This window comes from Pseudooceanicola algae (assembly GCF_003590145.2).
Classification (GTDB): Bacteria; Pseudomonadota; Alphaproteobacteria; order Rhodobacterales; family Rhodobacteraceae; genus Pseudooceanicola; species Pseudooceanicola algae.
Map to the genome: position 1 here is coordinate 2,899,968 of NZ_CP060436.1, position 24,623 is coordinate 2,924,590.

The 24,623-nt window shown below is 61.5% G+C and carries 23 protein-coding genes; 9 read left to right on the forward strand and 14 right to left on the reverse strand.

Going from position 1 to position 24,623, the window contains the following annotated elements:
• Nucleotides 1-16: 16 nt before the first annotated feature.
• Genes PSAL_RS13535 through hslO form a run of 3 tightly spaced genes read right to left on the reverse strand, consistent with a single transcriptional unit; the run spans nt 17 to nt 2,818 of the window.
• Nucleotides 17-1,189, reverse strand: a complete 1,173-nt coding sequence (locus tag PSAL_RS13535; RefSeq protein ID WP_231388520.1) for a CCA tRNA nucleotidyltransferase — start codon at nt 1,187-1,189, stop codon at nt 17-19.
• Nucleotides 1,190-1,197: 8 nt separating this feature from the next.
• A complete protein-coding gene (locus PSAL_RS13540; protein WP_119841149.1) occupies nt 1,198-1,842 on the reverse strand; it encodes a CoA pyrophosphatase in 645 nt (214 codons plus the stop codon).
• Nucleotides 1,832-2,818, reverse strand: a complete 987-nt coding sequence (gene hslO / locus PSAL_RS13545; protein ID WP_119841150.1) for an Hsp33 family molecular chaperone HslO — start codon at nt 2,816-2,818, stop codon at nt 1,832-1,834. The genes PSAL_RS13540 and hslO overlap by 11 nt, the downstream gene beginning before the upstream one ends.
• Before the next feature lie 79 nt (nt 2,819-2,897).
• Between hslO and PSAL_RS13550 the strand changes: the two genes are divergently transcribed.
• On the forward strand, nt 2,898-3,329 hold the full coding sequence (locus PSAL_RS13550) for an NUDIX domain-containing protein (protein ID WP_119841151.1): 432 nt from the start codon (nt 2,898-2,900) through the stop codon (nt 3,327-3,329).
• A gap of 15 nt (nt 3,330-3,344) precedes the next feature.
• Here PSAL_RS13550 and PSAL_RS13555 read toward each other — a convergent pair whose 3' ends face one another.
• Nucleotides 3,345-4,670, reverse strand: coding sequence for a PP2C family protein-serine/threonine phosphatase (locus PSAL_RS13555; protein ID WP_331274409.1), 1,326 nt, complete (start codon nt 4,668-4,670; stop codon nt 3,345-3,347).
• Between the two features lie 260 nt (nt 4,671-4,930).
• Here PSAL_RS13555 and PSAL_RS13560 point away from each other — a divergent pair, with 260 nt between their 5' ends.
• Entirely contained in the window at nt 4,931-5,263 is a 333-nt protein-coding gene (locus PSAL_RS13560) for an Hpt domain-containing protein (RefSeq protein ID WP_119841152.1), read from the forward strand.
• Here PSAL_RS13560 and ilvA read toward each other — a convergent pair.
• Nucleotides 5,260-6,498, reverse strand: a complete 1,239-nt coding sequence (gene ilvA, locus PSAL_RS13565) for a threonine ammonia-lyase IlvA (protein ID WP_119841153.1) — start codon at nt 6,496-6,498, stop codon at nt 5,260-5,262. The genes PSAL_RS13560 and ilvA overlap by 4 nt on opposite strands.
• 282 nt (nt 6,499-6,780) lie before the next feature.
• On the opposite strand from ilvA, the gene PSAL_RS13570 reads away from it, so the two are divergent.
• Both PSAL_RS13570 and PSAL_RS13575 read left to right on the forward strand, forming a co-directional pair.
• Nucleotides 6,781-8,004 (forward strand): argininosuccinate synthase, encoded by a 1,224-nt coding sequence (locus PSAL_RS13570; RefSeq protein ID WP_119841154.1) that lies wholly within the window; start codon nt 6,781-6,783, stop codon nt 8,002-8,004.
• A 90-nt stretch (nt 8,005-8,094) separates the two neighbouring features.
• Nucleotides 8,095-8,397: an SCP2 sterol-binding domain-containing protein gene (locus PSAL_RS13575; protein WP_231388521.1), complete on the forward strand. Its 303-nt coding sequence runs from the start codon at nt 8,095-8,097 to the stop codon at nt 8,395-8,397.
• A 113-nt stretch (nt 8,398-8,510) separates the two neighbouring features.
• On the opposite strand, the gene PSAL_RS13580 is transcribed toward PSAL_RS13575, so the two are convergent.
• Nucleotides 8,511-9,377 carry a ribokinase gene (locus tag PSAL_RS13580; protein ID WP_119841156.1) on the reverse strand — a complete coding sequence of 289 codons (867 nt, stop codon included), beginning with the start codon at nt 9,375-9,377 and terminating at the stop codon, nt 8,511-8,513.
• Nucleotides 9,378-11,633 (reverse strand): NADP-dependent malic enzyme, encoded by a 2,256-nt coding sequence (locus tag PSAL_RS13585; protein WP_119841157.1) that lies wholly within the window; start codon nt 11,631-11,633, stop codon nt 9,378-9,380. It lies immediately after the preceding gene.
• Nucleotides 11,634-11,765: 132 nt separating this feature from the next.
• Here PSAL_RS13585 and mutS point away from each other — a divergent pair, with 132 nt between their 5' ends.
• Nucleotides 11,766-14,417, forward strand: coding sequence for a DNA mismatch repair protein MutS (gene mutS / locus PSAL_RS13590; protein ID WP_231388522.1), 2,652 nt, complete (start codon nt 11,766-11,768; stop codon nt 14,415-14,417).
• A gap of 142 nt (nt 14,418-14,559) precedes the next feature.
• On the opposite strand, the gene PSAL_RS13595 is transcribed toward mutS, so the two are convergent.
• Together PSAL_RS13595 and hrcA are read right to left on the reverse strand one after the other, a co-directional pair.
• Nucleotides 14,560-15,117 (reverse strand): nucleotide exchange factor GrpE, encoded by a 558-nt coding sequence (locus PSAL_RS13595; protein ID WP_119841158.1) that lies wholly within the window; start codon nt 15,115-15,117, stop codon nt 14,560-14,562.
• Nucleotides 15,118-15,136: 19 nt separating this feature from the next.
• A complete protein-coding gene (gene hrcA / locus PSAL_RS13600) occupies nt 15,137-16,192 on the reverse strand; it encodes a heat-inducible transcriptional repressor HrcA (RefSeq protein WP_119841159.1) in 1,056 nt (351 codons plus the stop codon).
• Between the two features lie 112 nt (nt 16,193-16,304).
• On the opposite strand from hrcA, the gene rph reads away from it, so the two are divergent.
• Genes rph through PSAL_RS13620 form a run of 4 tightly spaced genes read left to right on the forward strand, consistent with a single transcriptional unit; the run spans nt 16,305 to nt 19,143 of the window.
• Nucleotides 16,305-17,021, forward strand: a complete 717-nt coding sequence (gene rph / locus PSAL_RS13605) for a ribonuclease PH (RefSeq protein ID WP_119841160.1) — start codon at nt 16,305-16,307, stop codon at nt 17,019-17,021.
• On the forward strand, nt 17,014-17,619 hold the full coding sequence (rdgB, locus tag PSAL_RS13610; protein WP_119841161.1) for an RdgB/HAM1 family non-canonical purine NTP pyrophosphatase: 606 nt from the start codon (nt 17,014-17,016) through the stop codon (nt 17,617-17,619). Before rph ends, rdgB begins: the two co-directional genes overlap by 8 nt.
• Entirely contained in the window at nt 17,612-18,784 is a 1,173-nt protein-coding gene (gene hemW, locus PSAL_RS13615) for a radical SAM family heme chaperone HemW (protein WP_119841162.1), read from the forward strand. The genes rdgB and hemW overlap by 8 nt, the downstream gene beginning before the upstream one ends.
• Nucleotides 18,784-19,143 carry a YbaN family protein gene (locus tag PSAL_RS13620; protein WP_119841163.1) on the forward strand — a complete coding sequence of 120 codons (360 nt, stop codon included), beginning with the start codon at nt 18,784-18,786 and terminating at the stop codon, nt 19,141-19,143. Before hemW ends, PSAL_RS13620 begins: the two co-directional genes overlap by 1 nt.
• Here PSAL_RS13620 and PSAL_RS13625 read toward each other — a convergent pair.
• From PSAL_RS13625 to mnmE, 5 genes are read right to left on the reverse strand one after another with little or no spacing between them, the layout of a single operon-like run.
• The gene (locus PSAL_RS13625) at nt 19,127-20,026 is read right to left on the reverse strand and encodes a ParB/RepB/Spo0J family partition protein (protein ID WP_119841216.1); all 900 of its coding nucleotides are present in this window, start codon (nt 20,024-20,026) and stop codon (nt 19,127-19,129) included. The two genes, PSAL_RS13620 and PSAL_RS13625, sit on opposite strands and share 17 nt — an antisense overlap.
• A gap of 16 nt (nt 20,027-20,042) precedes the next feature.
• A complete protein-coding gene (locus PSAL_RS13630) occupies nt 20,043-20,852 on the reverse strand; it encodes a ParA family protein (RefSeq protein WP_119841164.1) in 810 nt (269 codons plus the stop codon).
• Nucleotides 20,845-21,456 carry a 16S rRNA (guanine(527)-N(7))-methyltransferase RsmG gene (gene rsmG, locus PSAL_RS13635; RefSeq protein ID WP_119841165.1) on the reverse strand — a complete coding sequence of 204 codons (612 nt, stop codon included), beginning with the start codon at nt 21,454-21,456 and terminating at the stop codon, nt 20,845-20,847. Before rsmG ends, PSAL_RS13630 begins: the two co-directional genes overlap by 8 nt.
• Complete coding sequence (gene mnmG, locus PSAL_RS13640) at nt 21,453-23,321, reverse strand: tRNA uridine-5-carboxymethylaminomethyl(34) synthesis enzyme MnmG (RefSeq protein ID WP_119841217.1); 1,869 nt, start codon at nt 23,319-23,321, stop codon at nt 21,453-21,455. The genes rsmG and mnmG overlap by 4 nt, the downstream gene beginning before the upstream one ends.
• A gap of 11 nt (nt 23,322-23,332) precedes the next feature.
• Nucleotides 23,333-24,616, reverse strand: coding sequence for a tRNA uridine-5-carboxymethylaminomethyl(34) synthesis GTPase MnmE (gene mnmE, locus PSAL_RS13645; protein WP_119841166.1), 1,284 nt, complete (start codon nt 24,614-24,616; stop codon nt 23,333-23,335).
• Between the last annotated feature and the right edge of the window lie 7 nt (nt 24,617-24,623).

A 24,623-nucleotide genomic window follows, 5' to 3' on the forward strand; every position in this document is an offset into this window, starting at 1 on the left:
TTGCCGCGACGGGGCGCTATTCCGGACCCTGATCGTCCCTCAGCAGCGCCGCGCGGTCCAGTGCGAAACCGGAATCGATCCACTTCGCCTCAAGCGCCTGCAACTTTGCGCCGATGGCAGCCCCACTGTAGCGCGGCATCAGGTCCCGCGCGGTGATGGGAAAGACCTGACCTGCGCCTTGCGCCGCAAGAGGCAGGGTCGCGGAATCGAACGGAACCTCGAACAGGGCGGCGCGCAGCACCAGAATCTGCGTCGCCAGGCTGCCGTTGCGATAGCCGAGTTCGGCCGGGCTCGCGGTTCCCGCCGCCTGCTCGCGCAGGGCTGCGATCAGCGCGGCATCGCGTTTGGACAAGCGTAGCGCGGCGCTCGGGTCCTCGGCGCAGATTGCGGCAAGACGGCAACGCCAGTCGGGCGCAAGACCGGCAAGGGCCTCGCCATGGATCAGGGGGCCAAGCGCGCGCGGCCCGGACCCCGGCAGAAGGCGCGTCAGAATGCCAAGCTGCGCCATGGTCGCCACCGCAGGAGCGGGATCGGCGGTAGCCAGCAAGCGCGTGATCTCGACCCCGACCCGTTCGCGCGACAGGCCGTCCAGCCCTTCGGCATTGGCGGCGATGGCGGCAAGGGTATCGGCATCGAACCCGGCCTCGCGATCGGCAAATCGCGCGTGGAAGCGGAAAAAACGCAGGATGCGCAGGTAATCTTCGCGGATGCGCTGATCGGGGTCTTCGATGAACCGCAACCGACCGGCCGCAAGGTCGGTGATCCCCTGCCCCAGCGGATCGACAACCCGGCCATCGGGCGCCGCATAAAGCGCATTCATGGTGAAATCACGCCGCCGGGCGTCTTCTTCGATGTGCTCGGCAAAGGCCACGACAGCGCGGCGGCCATCAGTTTCGACATCGCGGCGAAAGGTGGTGACCTCATGCGGGATACCACCTGAAACAACGGTGATCGTGCCGTGGTCGATCCCGGTCGGCACCGGTTTCAGACCCACCGCGCGGGCCAGGCGCTGGACCTCTTCGGGACGGGCATCCGTGGCGATGTCGATATCCCCGAGCGGGATGCCCAGCAGCGCATCGCGCACGCAGCCACCGACGAACCAGGCCTGATGCCCGGCCCCGGTCAACATGGCGCAGACCGCCTGGGTGGCTGGTGCCTGCATTTCCGCCACGCAAACGGATTTGGGCATGGGCCGGGTCATCGGATGTCTTCGCCGGGCGCGCCGTTCCCCGCCGGATCCCCCGCCATGGCCGAGGCCAGCACCCGCAGCATCCGCGCCGTGGCGCCCCAGATGTAATAGGGCCCCCAGGGCACGGTGAAATATTGCCGGTCACTGCCGCGCCAACGGCGGCTTTGCACCGTGTAGTTTTCGGGTGTCAGAAGATGGGACAGCGGCACGGTAAAGACCTCGGCCACCTCGCCGGGTTCGGGCCGCGGGATAAAAGGCCGACGCACGCGCCCCACCACCGGCAGGACCGAAAAGCCGGTTACGGTTTCATGGGTGGAAAGGGTGCCCAGCACCTCGACATTGTCCGGGTCGAGACCGATCTCCTCCTGTGCCTCGCGCAGGGCGGCGGCGGTCGGGTCGGCATCAACCGGATCCTGCTTGCCACCGGGAAAGGCGATCTGGCCCGGATGATGCTTCAACGCCGAACTGCGCACGGTCAGGATGACACGCAGGTCCCCGTCCTGTTCCATCAAAGCACAAAGCACACCCGCCGGGCGCAGCTTGCGCCCCGCGGGCAGGACCGTTTCGGGGTTCAGATCAAAATCCGACGACGGCGCCTGCGCGCTGCGCAGGGCCGTGGCGATCGCTGCAAAACTCTGGTGATCAGCCTTCATCTTTCCTGGCTTCAAAACCGACCGTGGCCGGATCAAGTTCGTAATGCGCACCGCAGAATTGGCAATCGGCGGTGACGATGCCCTCATCCGTGGTCATCTTCTCGATGTCGCGGGCCGAATAGATCGACAGCGACTGGCGCACCTTGTCCTCGGAACAGGAACAGCCGAAGCGGACCGGCTGGGCGTCGAAGACCCGTGGCGTTTCCTCGTGGAACAGGCGCACCAGAAGGTCCGTCGGCGCGACCGAGGGGCCGATCAGCTCCAGCTGATCCACCGTGTCGAGGTGGAAGTTCACGCGGTTCCAGTTTTCCTCGGCATCGCCGGACACGAGGTCCTGCGCCTGCAGCAATCCGCCTTCGCCGGAGCCTTCGCTGACATGCATCCCGGCCTTGGGCATGGTCTGGATCATCATCCCGCCGGCGCGCCAATGTTCCGGCGCATCCTGTTCGGTCGATTTGCCAAAGGACAAGGCGAAGCGCGTCGGGATCTGTTCGGACTGCGCGAAATACGCCTCGGCACAGGAGGTCAGCGAGCCACCCGCCAGCGGCGTGATCCCCTGATAGGGCTGCATGCCCTGTCCCTGGTCGATCATGATGGCGAAATAGCCCTCACCGACCTGGTCGAAGGGCGCGCCATCCTCGGTCAGGCGATCCTTGTCGAAACTGGCATAGGCACGGATTCGCGCCGGTTCGCCATCGTTCTGCGGACCGTAGTAATCGGTAGAGATCATCCGCACCGGGCCCTTGCTTTGGACCTGCAACTGCAGCTTCCAACGCAGCTTGATCGTCTGGCCGATCAGGGCGGTCAGCAAGGCCATTTCGGCCACCAGGGCCTCGACCTGCGGCGGATAGGCGTGTTGTTTCAGGATGCCATCCAGCACCCCGTCCAACCGTGCGACACGGCCCCGGATGTCCGCGCCGTCCAGTTGAAACGGCAAAACGGTGTCGTCCCAGGCAATCTTGGTGCTGAGGGTCATTGGAAATATCCTATAAGCTTGCTCTTGGCATACAGCGGTGCGAGGTAAGGGGCAAGCAAGCCCGCTTCAAGGAGAGACCATGCGCCGCTATGGTAACCCCCCGATTTCCGGTCAGAAATACACGCTGCGGCCGGGGGCCTACGCGGTTCTGCCGCGGGACGGAAAGCTGCTGGTGACCTTTCAGGCGACGCCCGAGGCCGAATTTCAGCTGCCCGGCGGTGGAATCGATCCCGGTGAAGGGGCCGTTCAGGCGCTGCATCGCGAAGTCTGGGAAGAGACCGGCTGGGCCATTTCCGGCGCGCGTCGGCTGGGCGCCTACCGGCGGTTCGTCTGGATGCCCGAGTACGAAATCTTTGCCGAAAAACTGTGCCACGTCTACCTTGCCCGCCCAGTCCTGCGGCGGGACGACCCGATGGAGCCGGCCCATACCGCCGTCTGGCTTGAACCCGACGTGGCGCTGGAATTGATCGCCTCGGACGGCGACAGGGCGTTTCTGGCTTCGCTAATCTGATCCTTCGGGGGCCGATCAATTGCCGGGATATTCCACCAGTACGGCCGAAATATCGTCGGGAAACTCTGTCCCGCCGTTGTATTCCGCCAGCCGCCAGACCACGGCCTCAAGCAGGGCCGTGCCGCGCACATCACGCAGCCCGTCAAGGATCCGCGCCAACCCGTCACTGTCCAGAAGCCGCCCCCGGCTGTCCGGACATTCCGAGATTCCGTCGGATTGTATCAACAGACGATCACCCGGCGACAGGGTCAGGGCGACCTCCTGGAAGGTCATGCCGGGCAGAAGCCCGATCGGCGGCCCGCCTTCGCCGAAGTCACGGGTCGTGCCATCGGCCCTTTGCAGCATCGGGTGTGGATGCCCGGCCTGCACCATGCGCACCCGTCCGGTCGCCATATCGACCTGCGCCAGGACCATGGTGAAATAATGCTCGGTCGTCACCTCGTCCAGAACGAGGGCATTCAGATGCTCGGCCACATCAATCAGCGGGCGCGAGGCAAAGCTGCCATCGGGCAGCCTTCGCAGGGCAACATTCTGCTCCGGTACGGCGGGTGACAGGTAGCCGGCGATCCGCGCCGTCAACAGGGCCGAACTGATGCCGTGGCCCGACACGTCGATTGCGAAACAGCCGAAGCTGTTGCCATCTATCGGGTAATAGCCCACCAGATCACCGCCCACGCGCCCCGCCGGTTGCAGCAGCAGGGAGATCTGTGCAGCGCCGAAATCTCGGTGGCGTTCACGCACCAGGCTTTGTTGCAGCTTCTTTGCCTCGATCAGGTCGCTGTCGATGGAATCATGCGCCGCCTGCAATTTATCCAGCGTCTGGTGGATGATCCGGTTCTTCTCGGTCAGCAGGCGCTGCATGTCGAGGATCCGTTGACCGGCATTCAGACGAGCGCGCAATTCGTCCTTGTTCACCGGCTTGGTCAGGAAATCGTCGGCCCCGGCATCCAGCCCCTCGGCGGCGTGGGTCTTTTCGTTCTTTGAGGTCAGAAGGATGAAATAACCGTAGTCCTCGGTCTCAAGCCCCCGGAAGGCCTTGCAGAACTCCAGCCCGTCCATGCCCGGCATCATCCAGTCGCTGATCACGAAGTCCGGCGCAGTGTCACGACAGATCGCGAGGGCCTGTTCGCCGCCCTCGGCCTGCATCACCTCGAACCCCCAGGCGGTCAACAGCTTGGCAAGGATGCGGCGCTGCAGACGGCTGTCGTCCACCACCAGAACCCGGCGGGTCCGCAACGTGGCATCCCGCAGCCCCGCCACAGCCCCCCGCCCCATCGCGGCCATTGCCACAGGGTCATCCGCCTGCTCCGTCTTGTCTCCTTGCGCCGGTTCGGCCCGCATCTGTTCACCTGCTGGTTCTGAACGATCACGCAGGGGCATCGCCGGACTACCGGGCCCACCCTTGCAAGGGACCGTCTTTCCCCGATAACGCAGGCTGTTTAAAGGCCACTTAAAGGTCAAATTGTTCAGGTCCTGCCCGGCCCTGAGGGGCCACCCGGAAACCTCCCCGCCGGCAGACACGCCATCACGTGCCTGCCCCGAACTTCAGATTTCGGTAAGCGACACGTGCCAGGGTTGCGCGAGTCAAAAGGGGACAGAGGATGATTTGCTGGAGCCAGGTCACTGAACTGCGCGACGATGTCGGGCACGAGGATTTCCCCGAGGTGGTGGAAATCTTTCTTGAGGAAGTTGCGGAAAACCTTGCCTCGCTTGCACATGATCCGGCGCTCGAGGAGGTGCTTCATGCGCTCAAGGGCAATGCACTGAACCTTGGCTTTGACCGGTTTGCCACGCTTTGCGCGGACGCGGAGCGTCTGGCCACGGCCGGTGGCGGCGATGCGGTGGACCTGAAGACGATCCGCCAGACATTCGACGAAAGTCGGGCGCTGTTCCTCACCGAACTCCCGCAAAGACTGGCTGACCAGGCCCGCTAGATCAGGAATTCGGCCAATACGGGATCGCGGGTGATGTCGATGTATGTCATCCCTGCATCGGTCATCTCGGCTGTGATGCGGGTGAAATTCTCGGCCTTGAGGGTCTCGATTCCGATCAGGACAGACCCGAAGTTGCGGGCCGATTTCTTCAGGTATTCGAACCGGCTGATGTCGTCTTCCGGCCCCAATATGTCCAGAAAATCACGGAGGGCACCGGGCCGTTGCGGCAGGCGCAGGATGAAATATTTCTTCACCCCGTTGAACCGCTGCGCCCGTTCCTTGACCTCGGGCAGGCGTTCGAAATCGAAGTTGCCCCCCGAGGTGACGCAAATCACCCGCTTGCCGCGGATCTCGTCGCGCAGATCCTCCAGCGCGTTGATCGACAGGGCCCCGGCGGGTTCCAGCACGATGCCCTCGACGTTGAGCATTTCCAGTATGGTGACGCAGATCCGGTCTTCGGGCGCGGTCAGCACATGGGCAGGATCGACCCCGGCAAGCTGCGCGAACGGCTGCGCACCGATCCGGGCCACCGCGGCGCCATCGACGAAACTGTCGACCTTCGGCAGGGTCACGGGCTGCTCGGCAGCCAGACCGGCCCGCAGGGACGCGCCGCCTTCGGGTTCGACATAGCGGATCGACATCCGCCCATCGAGGTAGCGCGTCACCCCGGCGGACAAGCCGCCACCGCCCACCGGCAGCAGGATCATGTCGGCCAGACCGGGCATCTCTGCCTCGATTTCCGCCATGACAGAGGCCTGACCTTCGATCACGTCAGCATCGTCAAAAGGCGCCAGGAAATGCCCCCCGGTTTCGGCGCAATAAGCCTGCGCCTCGGCCAGGGTATCGTCGAAATAATCTCCGGTCAGCCGGATCTCGATGAATTCCCCGCCAAAGGTGCGGGTCTTGCCGATCTTCTGCTGCGGCGTGGTGATCGGCATGAAGATCACACCGGGCACCTGAAAATGGCGGCACATGAAAGCCATGCCCTGCGCATGATTTCCCGCCGAGGCGCAGACAAAGGACGAAGCCCCACCCGCACTGCCCATCACCTTGCGCATCGCATTGAAGGCCCCGCGCAGCTTGTAACTGCGCACCGGGCTCAGATCCTCGCGTTTCAGCCAGATATCGGCTTCATACTTCGCCGAAAGGTGATCGTTGCGCAGCAGCGGCGTGGCGGGAAAGACATCCCGCATGGCGACCATGGCAGCGCGTGCATTGTCCTGAAACTGGGTCATGCCCTGTCTTGCAGCGCCGCGTTCAGGGTTGCAAGGCCCTCGGGTCGGTGCCGCGCCCCTAGCCGTCATAGCCGTGCAACGTCGCCACCTGCCAAAATTTCGCAAGACGATGGCGAAGGCATGGGGGAACAATGCCCCTGATAGTGATGACCTCATACTCTGGTGGCCGCCCCCTCTGCCTTGCCGTGAAAGCACGCTCGGCCAAGCCTCAAAGGGCTCAGTTGCTTGCCCTGATGGCAAAAACCCGCTATCGCGCCAGAAAATCCGAATAAGGAAATGCAAATGTCCGCGCCCAAGAAAGTCGTGCTGGCCTATTCCGGCGGCCTCGATACCTCGATCATCCTGAAGTGGCTGCAGACCGAGTATGGCTGCGAAGTTGTCACCTTCACCGCCGATCTCGGCCAGGGGGAAGAGCTGGATCCGGCCCGCAAGAAGGCCGAGCTTCTGGGCATCAAGCCCGAGAACATCTTCATCGAAGACGTCCGCGAAGAATTCGTGCGTGATTTCGTCTTCCCGATGTTCCGCGCCAATGCAGTCTACGAAGGCCTCTACCTGCTGGGCACCTCGATCGCGCGGCCGCTGATTTCCAAGCGCCTTGTCGAAATCGCCGAGGAAACCGGCGCCGATGCGGTCGCCCACGGCGCCACCGGCAAGGGCAACGACCAGGTGCGGTTCGAGCTGAGCGCCTATGCCCTGAACCCGGCGATCAAGGTGATCGCGCCATGGCGGGAATGGGACCTGACCTCGCGCACCCGGCTGCTGGAATTCGCCGAGGCGAACCAGATACCGATCGCCAAGGACAAGCGCGGCGAAGCGCCCTTCTCGGTCGATGCGAACCTTCTGCACACTTCTTCCGAAGGCAAGGTCCTGGAAGATCCCGGCCAGATGGCGCCCGATTACGTCTACCAACGGACCGATGACCCCGTGAACGCGCCGGATGCGCCGCAATACGTCGAAATTTCCTTCGAAAAGGGCGACGCCACGGCCATCGACGGCGAGGCCCTCAGCCCCGCGACGATCCTGACCAAGCTGAACGAACTGGGCCGTATCCACGGCATCGGGCGGCTCGATTTCGTGGAAAACCGCTTTGTCGGCATGAAGTCCCGCGGTGTCTACGAGACCCCCGGCGGCGAGATCCTTCTGGAAGCGCACCGTGGCATCGAACAGATCACCCTGGACAGCGGCGCCGGCCACCTGAAGGACTCGATCATGCCGCGCTACGCGGAACTGATCTACAACGGCTTCTGGTACTCCCCCGAACGCGAAATGCTTCAGGCCCTGATCGACAAGAGCCAGGAACATGTCACCGGCACCGTCAAGCTGATGCTCTACAAGGGCTCGGCCCGCACCGTGGCCCGCTGGTCGGATCACTCGCTCTACTCCGAAGCCCACGTGACCTTCGAAGAAGACGCCGGCGCCTACGACCAGAAGGACGCAGCCGGCTTTATCCAGCTCAACGCCCTGCGGCTGAAACTGCTCGCCGCCCGCAACAAGCGGATGAAATGACACCCTGACGTAACGTTGACGCGGGCCTTCCTGACGTCAACCTTGCCAGATCCCGAGCGCCCCTTCACCCCTTGGTGGAGGGGCGTTTTCATGAGGGGGAACAATACCATGGAACTTGAAGAGATCCGGGCGAAGATCCAGCGCGGGCTGGACAAAAAGCCCATCGAGGACAGCCTGAAATTCGACTGCGGCACCGAAGGTGCAATTTCCATCCATGGCGGCACGGCCCGTCTGGCCGATGACCCGGCAGATTGCACCATCCACATCAGCCGCGAAAACCTCGCAAAACTCATGATGGGCGACCTGAACCCGCTGACCGCCTTCACCTTCGGCAAGATCAAGGTCTCCGGCGATATGGCCATCGCGATGAAGCTCGGGAAATTGCTCGGCTAGACGACCCCGACCTATGTTGCCCTGTGGAAAATATCCTCGGGGGGTGAATTGCGGCAAAGCCGCAAGAGGGGGGCAGACAGCCCCCCTTGCCTCGCCCGGCCCCCAGATCGCCCTCAGACGTCAGAAACCTCATCGCGCCGAGGAATGACATCCGCCGTTCCCAGTCGCGTTACCATCAGCGCCGCCGCCCTCTGGGCCAGTCCAATCGCGGCGCTCATGGAATGCCCCTGGTCGATCCCGGCCAACAGGTAGCCGGTAAAGGTATCCCCGGCCCCGGTGGTATCCACCGGCACCACCTTCGGCGCGGCGAAATCCTCGGACCTTCCACTGGCGGTCGCGATCCAGCGACAGCCGCGCGCGCCAAAGGTGATCACAACATCCGCGACCGGCAGGGCCTCTGGCGCCAGACCAAGCGCCGCTTCCAGTTGCGCCGCCTCCACCTCGTTCATCACCAGCAGATCGAGGTCCGGCAGGACTGCCGCCACCGCCGCCGCCTCGAAGGGGGCCGCGGCATGGGCCAGCCGCAGACCGGCGGCCTTTGCGGATCGGGCAAAGTCCACCTGCCCCGAGGTCTCGTTCTGGAACACCGCGATATCGCCCGAACTTGCCCCGGCCAAGGCGGCCGTGATCATCGCACGGTCGATTTCCCGGTTGGAACCGGGCAGGATCACGATCTCGTTCTCCCCCGCCGCGTCGAGCAGGATCATCGCCTGCCCCGTGGGGCCCGCGATTTCCGCCAAATGACCCACCCCGACCCCATATTCGGTCAGCCGGGCCTTCAGCCAAAGACCATCCTCGCCCACGGCCCCGATATGTTCCACGTGACTTCCGGCACGGGTGGCGGCGACGGACATGTTGGCGCCCTTGCCCCCGAGCCCGCGCTGAAACCCCGTCGCAGCAAGCGTCTCGCCCGGCGCGGGCATATGCGGCACGCGATAGACCAGATCGGCATTCACCGAGCCAAGATTGAAGATCGCCATCTACTTGACCTTGCAGGCGGCCAGCACGGCCATGTTCAGGATGTCGTTGACGGTCGAGCCCGTCGAACACAGCTGGATCGGCTTGTCGACGCCGGACAGGATCGGCCCGATCACCGTCGCCCCGGCCATTTCCTGCATCAGCTTGACCGAGATCGAAGCCGAATGCCGCGCGGGCACCACCAGGATATTCGCATTCCCGGTCAGCCGCGAGAACGGATAATGCTGCCGCGCGGTGGCGTTCAGCGCCACATCCACGGTCATCTCGCCCTCGAACTCGAAATCAACGCCGCGCTTCTCCAGCACCTTGGGCGCCAGGTGCATCTTTTCAGCCCGTTCCGACACCGGATAGCCGAAGGTCGAGAAGCTGACAAAGGCCACCCGAGGCTCAAGCCCAAGATCCCGCGCCACTTCGGCCGAGCGTTCGGCGATATCTGCCAGATCCTGTTCATCGGGCCATTCATGCACCAGCGTGTCAGAGATCAGCACGATCCGCCCCTTGTGCAGGATCGCCGTGGTCCCGACCGCGCCATGTTTTGCATCGGCATCGAAGACGTGGTTCACCAGCTCCATCACATGAGCCGATTTCCGGGTCGCACCGGTGATCAGCGCATCGCCATGGCCATGGGCCAGCATCAGGGCGGAGAACACGTGCCGGTCTCGAGCCGCCAGTCGGTGCACATCCTGCTGGTCATGGCCGCGACGTTGCAGGCGGTCGTAAAGGAACGACTTGTAGGTCTGCAGATGCTCCGTGGTGGCAGCGTTGACGATGGTCAGTTCCCCAACCGCATCGCCCAGACCGAGGCTGCGCAATTGTTCCTCCACATCCGAAGGACGCCCCACCACGATCGCCTCGCCAAGACCACCGCGCTGGTACATGACGGCGGCGCGCAGGATGCGGGGGTCGTCTCCTTCGGCAAAGATCATCCGCGCCTGCGCCTTGCGCGCCCGCGCGTTCAGCCCGCGCAGGATCGAGGCCGTCGGATCCATCCGCGACTTCAGGCTATGCTCATAGGCCTCCATGTCGATGATCGGGCGCCGCGCGGCGCCGGTGTCCATGCCGGCCCTTGCCACGGCAGGCGGGATCACGTGGATCAGCCGCGGATCGAAGGGCGTCGGGATGATGTAATCCCGCCCGAAGGTCAGCGACCGACCATAGGCGAGAGCAACCTCGTCCGGGACGTCTTCGCGCGCCAGCCGCGCCAATGCTTCGGCGCAGGCGATCTTCATCTCGTCATTGATGGCACGGGCATGAATGTCCAGTGCGCCCCGGAACAGGTAAGGGAAGCCCAGCACATTATTGACCTGATTGGGATAATCCGACCGGCCGGTGGCGACGATCACGTCTTCACGCACCTCGTGGACCTCTTCCGGGGTAATCTCGGGATCCGGGTTGGCCATGGCAAAGATCACCGCGTTGGCGGCCATGGATTTCACCATGTCCTGCGTGACCGCGCCCTTGGCCGAGACGCCCAGGAAGACGTCAGCGCCATCCAGCGCTTCGGCCAGGGTCCGGGTGGACGTGTTGGCGGCATGGGCCGATTTCCATTGATTCATGCCCTCGGTGCGACCCTGGTAGATCACGCCCTTGGTGTCGCACATGATGCAATTATCGTGCCGCGCCCCCATGGATTTCAGCAGCTCGAGGCAGGCAATCCCGGCAGCGCCCGCGCCGTTCAACACGATCTTCACATCGCCGATCTTCTTGCCCGAGATATGCAGCGCATTGATCAGACCGGCGGCGCAGATCACCGCCGTGCCATGCTGGTCGTCATGGAAGACCGGGATATCCATCTCTTCCTTAAGGCGTTGTTCGATGATGAAGCATTCCGGCGCCTTGATGTCTTCGAGGTTGATACCGCCGAAGGTCGGACCCATCAGCCGCACCGCCTCGATGATCTTCTCGGGGTCCTCAGTGTCCAGTTCGATGTCGATGGAGTTCACATCGGCAAAGCGTTTGAACAGAACCGACTTGCCCTCCATCACCGGCTTGGAGGCCAGCGCGCCAAGGTTCCCCAGCCCCAGAACCGCCGTCCCGTTCGAGATCACAGCGACCAGATTGCCCTTGTTGGTGTAATCATAAGCCGTCTCGGGGCTGGCATGGATTTCCTCGCAAGGCACAGCGACACCCGGGGAATAGGCCAGGCTCAGATCCCGCTGCGTGGTCATCGGCACGGTGGCCGTGATCTCGAATTTTCCGGGCGTGGGCTCCAGGTGAAAGGCCAAGGCGTCTTCGCGGCTGATCCGGCTTTTCGTCATCGTCTATCCTTCCAAGTGTTGGCGCCTCTTACCCGAGGTCCCCGAAGTTCTCAACAAGCACAGGACCAGCCCGCTATCGGCTTTCGCTGCCGGGCCGGTTTGGTTAATCTTGCCCAAACCCTGAGAGGCCCCATGAATACCGCAGCACCGATCACCCCGATGATGGCGCAGTTCCTTGAAATTAAGGAAAAATATCCCCATGCGCTGCTGTTCTACCGGATGGGTGATTTCTACGAGATGTTCTTTGACGATGCCGAAGCGGCGGCGGCGGCGCTGGACATCGCGCTGACCAAGCGCGGCAAGCATCTGGGCGAGGATATCCCGATGTGCGGCGTCCCCGTCCATGCCGCTGAAAACTATCTTCTGACGTTGATCCGCAAAGGGTTCCGGGTCGCGGTATGCGAACAAATGGAAGACCCCGCCGAGGCCCGGAAACGCGGGTCGAAATCCGTGGTGAAACGCGACGTCGTGCGGCTGGTGACGCCCGGCACCCTGACCGAGGACACCCTGCTCGAGGCACGGCGTCACAACTTCCTGTCGGCATACGCCAGCGTACGGGACACGGCGGCGCTGGCCTGGGTAGACATCTCTACCGGGGCCTTTCACGCCATGCCGCTGCCGGCGGTCAAGCTGGGTCCGGAACTGGCGCGGCTGATGCCGTCCGAGTTGTTGATCAGCGACGCGGACGAAGCGGACCTGCGCGAATTGGTCGGGGAATTCGGCATCGCACTGACTCCGCTTTCACGTGGATCATTCGACAGCGCAGGGTCGGCGGACCGGCTGCAACGGCTGTTCCGGGTCGGCACGATGGACAGTTTTGCCGCCTTCACCCGCCCCGAAATGGCCGCCATGGGGGCGCTGGTCGACTACCTGGAGATCACGCAAAAGGGCAAGCTGCCGCTGCTGCGCGTGCCGCAACGCGAGGCCCTCGACGGCAACGTGCAGATCGACGCGGCCACCCGGCGCAACCTGGAAATCACCCATGCGATGAGCGGCGGGCGCGCGGGCTCTCTGCTGGCCGCTGTGGATCGCACGGTCACCGCCGCCGGCGCACGCCTGCTGGAACGGCGAATTTCGTCTCCATCTCGCGCGCTGGATCAAATCCGCGCCCGGCTGGACGCGGTCGACTTCGCCGTGGCCGAAGGACAGCTATCTGCCGATCTGCGCGCGCTGCTGCGCAAGGTGCCGGATCTGGACCGCGCCCTGTCGCGCCTGTCGCTGGACCGGGGCGGACCCCGCGACCTGGCCGCCATCCGCAATGCGCTGGCCCAGGCCGAGGCGCTGGCGCAACGGGTCGAGGGCACGCCGCTTCCTGCATTGCTGACCGAGGCCTCCGGGGCCCTGACAGGCCACGACGCCCTTCTGGGTCTTCTGGACGCCGCCCTGGTCGCTGAACCGCCCCTGCTGGCCCGCGATGGCGGCTTCATCGCACCCGACCATGACGAAGAGTTGGACGAGGTCCGCCGCCTGCGCGACGAAGGTCGGGGCGTCATCGCGGGCATGCAGCGCGACTATGCCGAACAGACCGGCATCACGGCGCTGAAGATCAAGCACAACAATGTGCTCGGCTATTTCGTCGAGGTCACCGCCACCCATGCGGACAAGATGCTGGCGCCGCCGCATTCCGAGGCCTTCAAGCACCGCCAGACCACCGCCAGTCAGGTGCGCTTTACCACCCCGGAGCTTTCGGAACTGGAAACCCGGATCCTGAATGCCGCCGGACAGGCCCAGTCGATCGAGTTGCGCCTGTTCGCTTCCCTCCGCGAGGCCGTGATCGACGCGGCCGCCGCCCTGACCGACCTGTCCCGAGCGCTGGCCGAATTCGACCTGGCCGCAGGATTGGCGGACCTTTCACGGGCCGAAAACTGGACCCGCCCCGACGTTGACGACAGCCGCGCGCTGAAGATCGAGGGCGGGCGGCACCCGGTTGTCGAACAGGCCCTGCGCAAACAAGGCGCGCCCTTCATCGCCAATGACTGCGCGCTGGTGCCGGGCGGCGATGCGGCAGCGGTCTGGTTGCTGACGGGTCCGAACATGGCTGGTAAATCGACCTTCCTGCGCCAGAACGCCCTGATCGCCCTGCTGGCGCAGATGGGCAGCCATGTCCCCGCAGACCGGGCCCATATCGGCCTCGTCAGCCAGATCTTCTCGCGCGTGGGGGCCTCGGATGACCTGGCGCGCGGCCGGTCGACCTTCATGGTCGAAATGGTGGAAACGGCGGCCATCCTGAATCAGGCCGATGAACGCGCCCTGGTGATCCTGGACGAGATCGGGCGCGGCACTGCCACCTATGACGGGCTGTCCATCGCCTGGGCGGTTTTGGAACACCTGCACGAGGTGAACCGCGCCCGCGCCCTGTTCGCCACCCACTATCACGAGATGACGGAGCTGGCGAAACGCCTGTCGGGCGTGGAAAATGCGACCGTCGCGGTACGTGAACACGACGGCGACGTTATTTTCCTGCACGAAGTGCGCATGGGCGCCGCCGACCGCAGCTATGGCGTGCAGGTCGGGCGCCTGGCCGGCCTGCCCGAGAGCGTCGTCACCCGGGCCCGCGATGTCCTCGCCTCCCTGGAAGAAAACGCGCGCGGCGGAAAGGCACCCCGCGCCATCATCGATGATCTGCCGCTCTTCGCCGCTGCCCCGCCGCCACCTGCCCCGACCAAGCTGCCCGAAGGATTACAGGCCATGGCTGCGCTTATGGAGACTGTGCATCCCGACGATTTATCCCCGCGCGAGGCGCTCGAGTTGATTTACAAACTGAAAGAGGCGTCCCGCGATTAAGCGGAACGCCTCTGGTGTCTGTTGCTGGGGGCTTTGCCCCCGTCTCCGTGTCGGAGACTCCCCCGGAGTATTTTCGGCCAGATGATGAAGAGCCTGGCTCTTTCATCTGGCAAGAAATACTCTCGCCGAAGGCCTCCCGGCGTCAGCCGGGATTGGAGCTAACGCCGACCTGGGCCGGTCGCAGAAGGCGGTCGTGCAGCATGAAGCCTTCTGCCGAGACCTGGATGATCTCGCCGGCCTTGGTGCCGGGCAGCGGGGCTTCGAACATGGCCTCGTGGTGGTTCGGGTCGAACTTTTCGCCGACAGCCGGCGTAATCGTCACGATGCCGTGTTTGCGGAAGACGTTGACCAGTTCGCGCATGGTCAGCTCGATGCCTTCCAGCAGGGCCGCGTTTTCTTCGGTCTTCTCGCCCATGGCTTCGAGCGCGCGCTTCATGTTGTCGTAGACCGGCAGCATGTCGCGGGACAGCTTGGAGCCGCCATATTGCTCGGCTTCCCTGCGTTGCTTTTCAGCCCGCTTGCGGGCGTTTTCCGCATCGGCCAGCACGCGCATGAACTTGTCGCGGAAGGCATCCCGTTCAGCGATCACCGCGTCAAGCTCGGCCGCCTCGCCGTCGATCTCTTCTTCTTCCGCAGCATAGGCTTCTGCCTCTGCCGCTTCGAGATCGTCCAGAAAGTCTTCGTCCTTCGGCTCTGCCATTCTTCACCTCTTTCGTCGGTCACGCGCGGTCGGAGATCATCCGTCCGACCAGCTGTGCCGTGTAATCCACGATCGGAACGATCCGTCCGTAATTGAGCCGTGTGGGCCCGATCACGCCGACCGCACCGATGATCTTTCGATCCGCGTTCATATAGGGAGACACCACCAGAGAGGAACCGGAAAGTGAGAAAAGTTTGTTCTCTGAACCGATAAAAATGCGCACACCGTCGCCATCCTCGGTCAGTTCGAGGAATTCAGCGATGTCCCGCTTGCGTTCCAGGTCATCGAACAGGATGCGGATGCGATCAAGGTCTTCCTGTTCGCCTTCCAGCAGATTCGCCCGACCGCGTACGATCAGCCGCTCCTCATGCACGCCCTCGCCTTCCCAGACCGCCAGGCCGCTGTCGACCAACGCCCGCGCCAGCCCGTCGATCTGCTGCTTTCGGGTGTCGATTTCCTGCGCGACGACGCCCTTGATGTCCGAAAGCGTGCGCCCCTCCAGCGCCGCGTTCAGGAAATTCGCGGCCTCGCGCATCGAACTGGGGGTTTGCCCCGGCGGCGGCGTGAAAAGCCGATTTTCCACGTGACCATCAGCAAAGACCAGCACCACCAGGGCGCGATCATGGCCCAGGGAAACGAATTCTATGTGCTTGATCGGTGCCTCGTGCTTGGGCGCCAGCACCAGAGACGCGCCCCGTGTGGCAAAGCTGAGCGCGGATCCGATCCGGTCCAGCATCGCCCCCACATCGCCGCCGTTGCCGACCGTTGCGTCGATCTTTTCGCGGTCCGACATGTCCAGATCACCCACCTCGAGCAGACCATCGACGAACATCCGCAGGCCGGACTGGGTCGGCACCCGCCCGGCGCTGATATGGGGACTGTCTAGCAAGCCGAGGTATTCCAGATCCTGCATCACGTTGCGGATCGTGGCCGCCGAGACCTTTTCGCTCATCATCCGGGTCAGGGTGCGGGATCCAACGGGCTCTCCGTTCGCCAGATAGCCTTCGACAACCCGCCGAAACACCTCGCGCGAGCGGTCATTCATCTCATCAAGGATCGAATTTTTTGCTACCATTACCTCAACCACTACCGGAGGGTCATTAAAGAGCACCCGGTACAAAGGTCAACGGGGCTTGCCTTCCAAGGGTCCCCGCGCCTATCAGGGACCGCAAATTCAGGGAGGCACCATGCGACCGTCTGGTAGAGATTTAAGCGAAATGCGTCAGGTTTCAATCGAGATCGACGTGACGAAACATGCGGAAGGCTCCTGCCTGATCAAGGTTGGCGATACCCATGTGCTGTGCACCGCGACGCTGGAAGCCCGCGTGCCGCCCTTCATCAAGGGGTCCGGCCTGGGCTGGGTCACGGCAGAATACGGCATGCTGCCCCGGTCAACCACGTCGCGGATGCGGCGCGAGGCTGCTGCGGGCAAGCAAGGCGGAAGAACCGTTGAAATTCAAAGACTTATCGGAAGATCCCTGCGCGCTGGCGTGGATCGCGTTGCCCTTGGGGAACGCCAGATCACGATCGATTGCGATGTGTTGCAGGCCGATGGCGGGACGCGCTGCGCCTCGATCACCGGGGGCTGGGTTGCCCTGCGCCTAGCGGTCAACAAGCTGATGAAGGCCGGCGATGTGATCTCTGATCCGCTGGTCGACCCGGTGGCGGCCGTGTCTTGCGGGATCTATGCGGGGCAGCCGGTGCTGGACCTCGACTACCCCGAGGACAGCGAAGCCGGCGTTGACGGAAACTTTGTCATGACCGGCACCGGCAAGCTGATCGAAGTGCAGATGTCCGCCGAAGGGTCTGTCTTTTCCCGCGATCAGATGAACCAGTTGATGGATCTGGCCGAAAAAGGCGTAGCAGAACTCGCCGCCCTGCAGAAAGAGGCCACCGGTGCGTAAGTTCGACGGCGAAACGCTGGTCCTCGCCAGCCATAACAAGGGCAAGCTGCGCGAAATCGCGGAGCTTCTCGCCCCCTATGGCATCAAGGTCAGCTCTGCCGCCGATCATGGGCTGGAAGAGCCGGTCGAAGATCAGGATACCTTCATCGGCAATGCCCGTATCAAGGCGCATTACGCCGCCAAGGCCACCGGCCTGCCCGCCCTGTCCGATGACAGCGGAATCTCGGTCGACGCGCTGGACGGTGCCCCTGGTGTCTATACCGCCGATTGGGCCGAAACACCGACGGGGCGCGACTTCCCCATGGCGATGCGAAAGACCTGGGATGCGCTGGAGGCCAAATCTGCACCCTCCCCGCGTCGCGCGGCCTTTAACTGCACCTTCTGTCTGGCCTGGCCGGATGGGCATGACGAATTGTTCGTCGGCAAGGTCGATGGTCAGGTCGTGTGGCCCATGCGCGGCACCGATGGGCACGGCTATGACCCCATCTTCATGCCCGACGGTTACGACATCACCTTCGGGGAAATGGATGGCGCCGAAAAGAACCGGATCTCGCACCGGGCAGATGCGTTCGCAAAGCTGAAGGCCTGCTTTGAGTGACAGCCAGGCCCCTGACGACTGGCAGAACGCAGGCTTTGGCATCTATGTCCATTGGCCCTTCTGCCAGTCGAAATGCCCCTATTGCGATTTCAATTCCCACGTAACATCCAATGTCGATCAGACCCGATGGGCGGCAGCACTGGTCAGTGAACTGGAACGTTACGCTGCCCTGACACCCGGTCGTGTCGTTGGATCCGTGTTCTTCGGCGGCGGCACCCCCAGCCTGATGGAGCCCACAACAGTCGAGGCAGTTCTGAACGCCATTCGCCGTCTCTGGCCCCAGGCCAATGAGGTCGAAGTCACCCTGGAGGCCAATCCCGGCTCTATCGAAGCGGACCGGTTTCGCGGGTATGCCGCCGCCGGGGTAAACCGCGTCTCCATGGGCTTTCAGGCCATGAATGACCGCGATCTGGCCCGACTGGGGCGGATGCACACGGTCAACGAAGCCCTCGCTGCTTTTGACATCGCCAGACGCCAGTTCGAGCGTGTCAGTTTCGATCTGATCTATGCCCGTCAGGACCAGACCCCAAGTGATTGGGAAGCAGAGCTTCGCCGCGCCCTCGACCTGTCGATCGATCACCTTTCCCTATACCAGTTGACGGTTGAAGACGGCACCGCCTTCGCGGATCGTTATCGACGCGGTGGGCTGAAAGGCATGCCAAATCAAGATCTTGCGGCCGATATGTATGAGCTGACCCAACAAGTGACGGCTGACTTCGGTTATGAAGGTTACGAGGTCTCGAACCACGCCCGCGACGGGGCGCGCAGCCGCCACAACGTGCTTTATTGGCGGTACGGCGATTACATTAGCGTCGGCCCGGGCGCCCATGGCCGCGTTACCCTGGACGGTCACCGCCACGCCACCGAAGCCTACCGGATGCCTGGCGACTGGATTGCACGCGCCGAGGCCGGAAATGCGGACAAATTGCGCGACCCATTGACGGGGACCGAGCAAGCGCAGGAATATCTGCTGATGGGTCTGCGATTGCGCGAGGGAATCAGCCTTTCGCGCTACCAGACCCTGAACGGCTCAGCCCTTTGCCAGGCCGGTCTTGATGACATGATTGGGATGGGGTTTGTGAGCAGGAACAATGACATACTTGCCACCACCGATAGTGGCCGGCTGGTTCTGAATGCGGTTCTCGACAAACTTTTGGCGGATTGATGCGGTTAATCTGGCTGACGTTCGGGTGCCTGAGCGTGGCTTTGGGCGTTGTTGGCGTAGCGCTTCCGCTGCTGCCAACCGTACCCTTCATGCTGTTGGCCGCCTTTTGCTTTGCCCGGTCGTCAGAGCGCATGCATACTTGGCTGGTCACCCATCCGCGCTTCGGTCCCGCAATCCGCGATTGGCAGGAAAACGGAGCCATTTCGCTGCGCGCAAAACGGCTGTCCACGGTGATGATCGCGGGGGTCTACATGGTCTCGTTAATCATGGGCCTGAGGCCGATACTCTTGTTGATCCAGGGCGTAACACTGGCCCTTGTTCTGCTGTTTCTATGGACCCGGCCTAGCGGACCCCGCTAAGGATCTGACACAATTCGTCTAGATTTTCCAAGGACTTGTAACTAATCGTAAGACGACCAGCTTCCTGACCCGGCGAATGCTCGATCTCGACATTCATACCAATCGCCGCCGAAAGATCCGCTTCCAACGCACGGGTGTCCGCATCCTTGTCGCCCGTAGGCTGGGATCGTACACGGGGCGCCTTGGGGGCCGAGTCCTGTTTTTTGAGCATCTGTTCGGTTGCCCGGACCGACAGACCTTCGGCAACGACCTTGCGCGCCATGCCCACAGGATCGTCTGAAGTAATCAGCGCCCGCGCATGGCCGGCGGAAAGATCGCCATCCTGGACCATCCCACGCACTTCGTCCGGCAGTTGCAGAAGACGCATCAAGTTGGCGATATGGCTCCGGCTCTTGCCCAACACCTGCGCCAAACGCTCCTGTGTATGACCGAATTTTTCCATCAATTGCCGAAAACCAGCCGCTTCTTCGATCGGATTGAGGTCGGCGCGCTGAATATTCTCGATAATCGCGACTTCCAGGACCTCTGTGTCGTCGAAGTCGCGTACAATTACCGGCAATTCGTGAAGTTGCGCCATCTGAGAGGCCCGCCACCGGCGCTCCCCTGCCACAATTTCATAGGCTTCAGGATGTCCGCGTTTTGGACGCACAATCAAGGGTTGAATAACGCCCTTTTCGCGGATCGACGCGGCCAGTTCTTCGAGCTGCGGCATCGTAAATGTGCGGCGTGGCTGGTCGGGATTGGGCGAAACGCTTTCGATCGGCACCATCATATCCGGCCGACGCGCGCCTGAACCGCCCTTGGCCCCCTCTTCAGAGGACACATCAGCCATCAACGCCGAAAGACCGCGTCCAAGGCCGCGCGGCTTTTTCTTCTTGTCCATCGGGGTATCTTCGGTCTCAGGCAATTGCGGGCTCATTCTTTTTCAAAACCTCTTCTGCGAGGGCACGGTAGGCCATTGCCCCCTTCGATGTCGGGTCAAAATTCAGCACCGGCATCGCAAAGGACGGCGCCTCGCTTACCCGGACGTTACGCGGCACGATGGTGTGGAAAACCATGTCACCAAGATAGTCCCGCGCGTCCTGCTCCACCTGCTGACTTAGATTATTGCGCGTGTCGAACATCGTCAGCACGATTCCTTCAATGCGCAGCTTGTCGTTGGCCGTCTGACGGACCTCTCGGATGGTCATCATCAGTTGAGACAACCCTTCCAACGCAAAAAATTCGCTCTGCAGAGGGACCAGAACAGAATGCGCCGCCACCATTGCGTTGACAGTCAACAAACTGAGGGAAGGAGGGCAGTCAATAAGTACGAAATCAAAGCCAAAATCAGCCATTTGCGGTGACCGCAACTTGTCCCGCAACATCTGGACACGGTTCCCATTGGAAACAAGCTCAAGATCCGCCGAAGCAAGGTCGACATTGGCCGGCACTATGTGCAAATTTGAGATGGAAGTTGGCTGAATAACGTCGTCCAACTCGACGTCGTCGAGGATCAGATCATAGGTCGTAACTTTTCGGTCTTCATTCGCAATCCCCAGACCAGTTGAGGCATTTCCCTGTGGATCGAGATCGACCACGAGAACCTTACGTCCCTGCTCTACCAATGCTGCGCCAAGATTGATCGCCGTCGTGGTCTTGCCCACCCCACCCTTCTGGTTGGCAACCGCAATGATCCGCGGCACTAGACTGGAGTCTGGATTATACACGGACGATTCCTTTGATTTTCAGGATCACGGCTTGTTCATCAGTTCTACTCGCCAAGCTCGTCCAGTTAAAGTGCCAATGGCGTTCTGCCTCTTCAACTTCCGCCTTCCAGCGGGCCCCCTTGGGGAAAACGGCCATCCCATCAGCAGAGAGATGCCGAGAGGCGAAATCGAGAAGCTCTGTGAGGCTTGCGAGAGCCCGCGCAGTCAACACATCTGCACCCAAACTTGGTATTTCCTCAATTCTCTCGGCTAGAACTTGAATATCAAGGCCCGCTTCCCGCGCAACATTGCGGAGAAAAGCACATTTCCTTTGATCAGATTCGACAAGAGTGATCCGACCTTCAGGGTGGAACTCCGCACTGTAAATCGCCGCAACCAGACCCGGAAACCCTCCTCCACTCCCAAGATCGGCCCAGTGGGAAAAATTGTTCGCCAATTTGAAAACCTGAACAGAATCAAGGATATGTCGATTCCAAAGATTTGGAATCGTGGATTTGGCAACCAGGTTTATCTTTGGATTCCACTTGGTTAGAAGATTGGCATAGATATCCAGTCTCTCGAGTGTTTCACGTGAAACACTCTGCGCAATGATCTCCCTACTCATGCAGACTTGCCCCGCCTTTCACGATTGAGGCGGGCAAGAATCAAAGCCAAAGCCGCTGGCGTCATGCCCTCAATTCGGCCCGCTTGAGCCAAGTTGGCTGGACGAACCCTGACAAGCTTGGATTTCAACTCGTTGGACAACCCATCCAATCCTTCATAGGCAAATTCGTCTGGAATAACCCGATCTTCATCCTTACGAAGACTCTGTGCGTCCACCGCTTGGCGAGCAATATAAGTCGCATACAAGGCTTCCCGACCCAATTGCGTCTGAATGTCCTGCGGTACTTTTATGAGATCAGGCTCAACAGTTCCCAGGTCTTCAATGGAGACATTCGGAAACGCCAGAACCTCAAAGAGGTTTCGCATTTTACCATCCTCTCCCACCTTAATACCGCCCTCATTGAGCGTCTTCGGGGATACCGACCGAGATTTTAGCAACGTACGCCCCGCCTCCAGGGCTTCCAACTTGACCGAAAATACTTCAGCTCGGCGTTTTCCAACCAAACCCAGCTCGATCCCCTTGGGTGTTAGGCGTTGATCAGCATTGTCCGCACGCAAAGAAAGACGGTATTCCGCGCGAGAAGTAAACATACGGTACGGCTCCGATACCCCCCGCGTCGTCAGATCATCGACCATAACACCAATATAGCTGTCCGATCGGCTGAAAGTCACGGCGTCACGACCCAACGAATGGTGTGCGGCGTTCAAACCAGCTACAAGACCTTGTGCCGCAGCTTCCTCATATCCCGTCGTTCCGTTGATCTGACCAGCCAGGAAAAGACCGGGAACATCGCGCAAAGAAAGTCGGGAATCCAGCGCCCGTGGGTCGACGTAATCGTATTCGATTGCGTATCCCATTTGGGTAATTTGGACATCCTCCAAACCCCGGATGGAGCGAACATAGGCTTCCTGAACCTCTGCAGGCAGAGATGTGGATATACCGTTCGGGTAGATGGTATGATCGTCCAGTCCCTCGGGTTCCAGAAACACCTGGTGCGAACTTTTGTCCGCAAAACGGACAACTTTATCTTCGATCGACGGACAGTATCGCGGGCCGACACCATCGATGTGACCACCATACATGGCTGACCGAGACAGGTTTTCACGAATGATTTCATGAGTCTTCTCGTTGGTATGGGTCACACCGCAAGACACTTGACGAACAGCTAACCCACTGGAAAGAAATGAGAAAAACACTGGATCTTCGTCTCCTGGCTGAAGGTCCAGGGTTTTCCAATCAATTGTGCGACCGTCCAAGCGAGGCGGTGTTCCGGTCTTCAGCCGCCCGAGAGGAAGACCAAAATCATCCAATCGGTCACCTAGCCTATTCGCCGCAGAATCCCCCATTCGACCGCCCGAATAGTGTTGATCTCCGATATGAATGATGCCCCGCAGGAAGGTCCCTGTTGTCAGTACGACGGAATTTGCGCGAATTTCGGCACCATCAGCAAGACGAACCCCAGCTACGCGGTTGCCGTCCATCAGGAAGTCCACGATTTCACCGACCAAGACCTCCAGTCCCGGACATGTCTGCATTTCGGAAAGCATTTCGCGACGGTAGATTGCTCGGTCAGCCTGAGCTCTCGGCCCCTGCACCGCTGGACCCTTTCGCCGGTTCAATAAGCGAAACTGGATACCTGCTTTATCTGCAACTCGACCCATAACGCCATCGAGGGCATCGATTTCTCGTACAAGATGGCCCTTTCCCAATCCGCCGATGGCCGGATTACAAGACATCACCCCAATTCCGTCGAGCTTGAGCGTAATCAGTGCGGTTCGCGCGCCGACACGGGCTGATGCATGAGCTGCGTCACAGCCTGCATGCCCGCCCCCGACCACGATGACATCGAAATTTGTATGTTTCACGTGAAACACTCCTACTTCCCGATACAGAAACTGGAAAAGATCTCATCCAGAAGGGCTTCTACATCAACGATCCCGACCAGAGAGTCCAAAGCGCGGATTGCGGACCTCAATTCCTCGGCAATCAAATCCTCGCTATACATCGGGTCCTTCAACATATCACGAGCGTGGGACAAATCCACCAATGCCCTTTGAATGGCCGCTTGATGTCTGTGACGCGTGGCGGTTCCAACAAGAGCAGTCCTTTTGCGGAAAGTCTCGGTCAGCGTCCCAATCAGTTCTGGAACACCTTGACCCGAGACGCCACTGATCCCTGATGTGTCACCCGTGACGTCGGCTTTTCCCGAGAGAGCCAGATCATCTTTCAGCAAGTCAAATACTGGTACTTCCCCCGGTTCAAGAAGGTAGATACGAAGATCTGCCTGCCTCGCACGTTCCCTCGCCCGCGAGATCCCGATGGCTTCAACCTCGTCATCGGTCTCTCGCAAGCCGGCGGTATCCAGCAAAGTCACCGGCAGCCCATTGAGATCCATGCGAACCTCGATCACGTCCCGCGTGGTTCCTGCGACAGAGGAAGTAATTGCTGCATCCCGACCGGCCAAGTAATTGAGAAGTGTGGATTTTCCTGCATTTGGGGCACCAAGGATCGCGACCTCGAAACCATGACGAACGCGTTCAGCGACCAAAGCCCCCCTGGCTTGAGACTCCAGGCCTTCTGCAAGCGAAACCAGTAGGGCATTTACCTCTGGCCGGACGTCGACTGGTACATCTTCATCGACAAAATCAATCACGGCTTCCAGCAAGGCCGCTGCACGGATCAGATCCCGCCGCCAGTCCTGCACCAGCGCCCCCAGTTTACCCGAGAAAACCCGTTGAGCCTGCCGCCGTTGCGCATCGGTTTCGGAATCGATCAGATCTGCAAGCCCTTCGACCTGCGCGAGGTCCATCTTGCCGTTTTCCAAAGCACGCCGGGTGAACTCTCCTGCGTCGGCCATGCGTAATTCCGGAACCCCCCCAAGGAGTCGCATCACAGCAGAGACGATGGCGGGGCTTCCGTGGAGATGAAGCTCCACAACGTCTTCGCCGGTAAAGCTGTGCGGGCCCTCGAAGTAGAGCACCAAAGCTTGGTCAAGAACCGCCCCATCATCCTCCAGAAGGCGACGAAGCACGCCCTTGCGCGGCTCCGGACGGGCAACGCCAAAGGCCCCGAGTGCGGCAAGCGACGCGGGGCCCGAAATTCTGATGACGGAAACCCCTGCCCGGCCGGGGGCCGAGGCAAGGGCAAAGATCGTGTCCATTGCAATT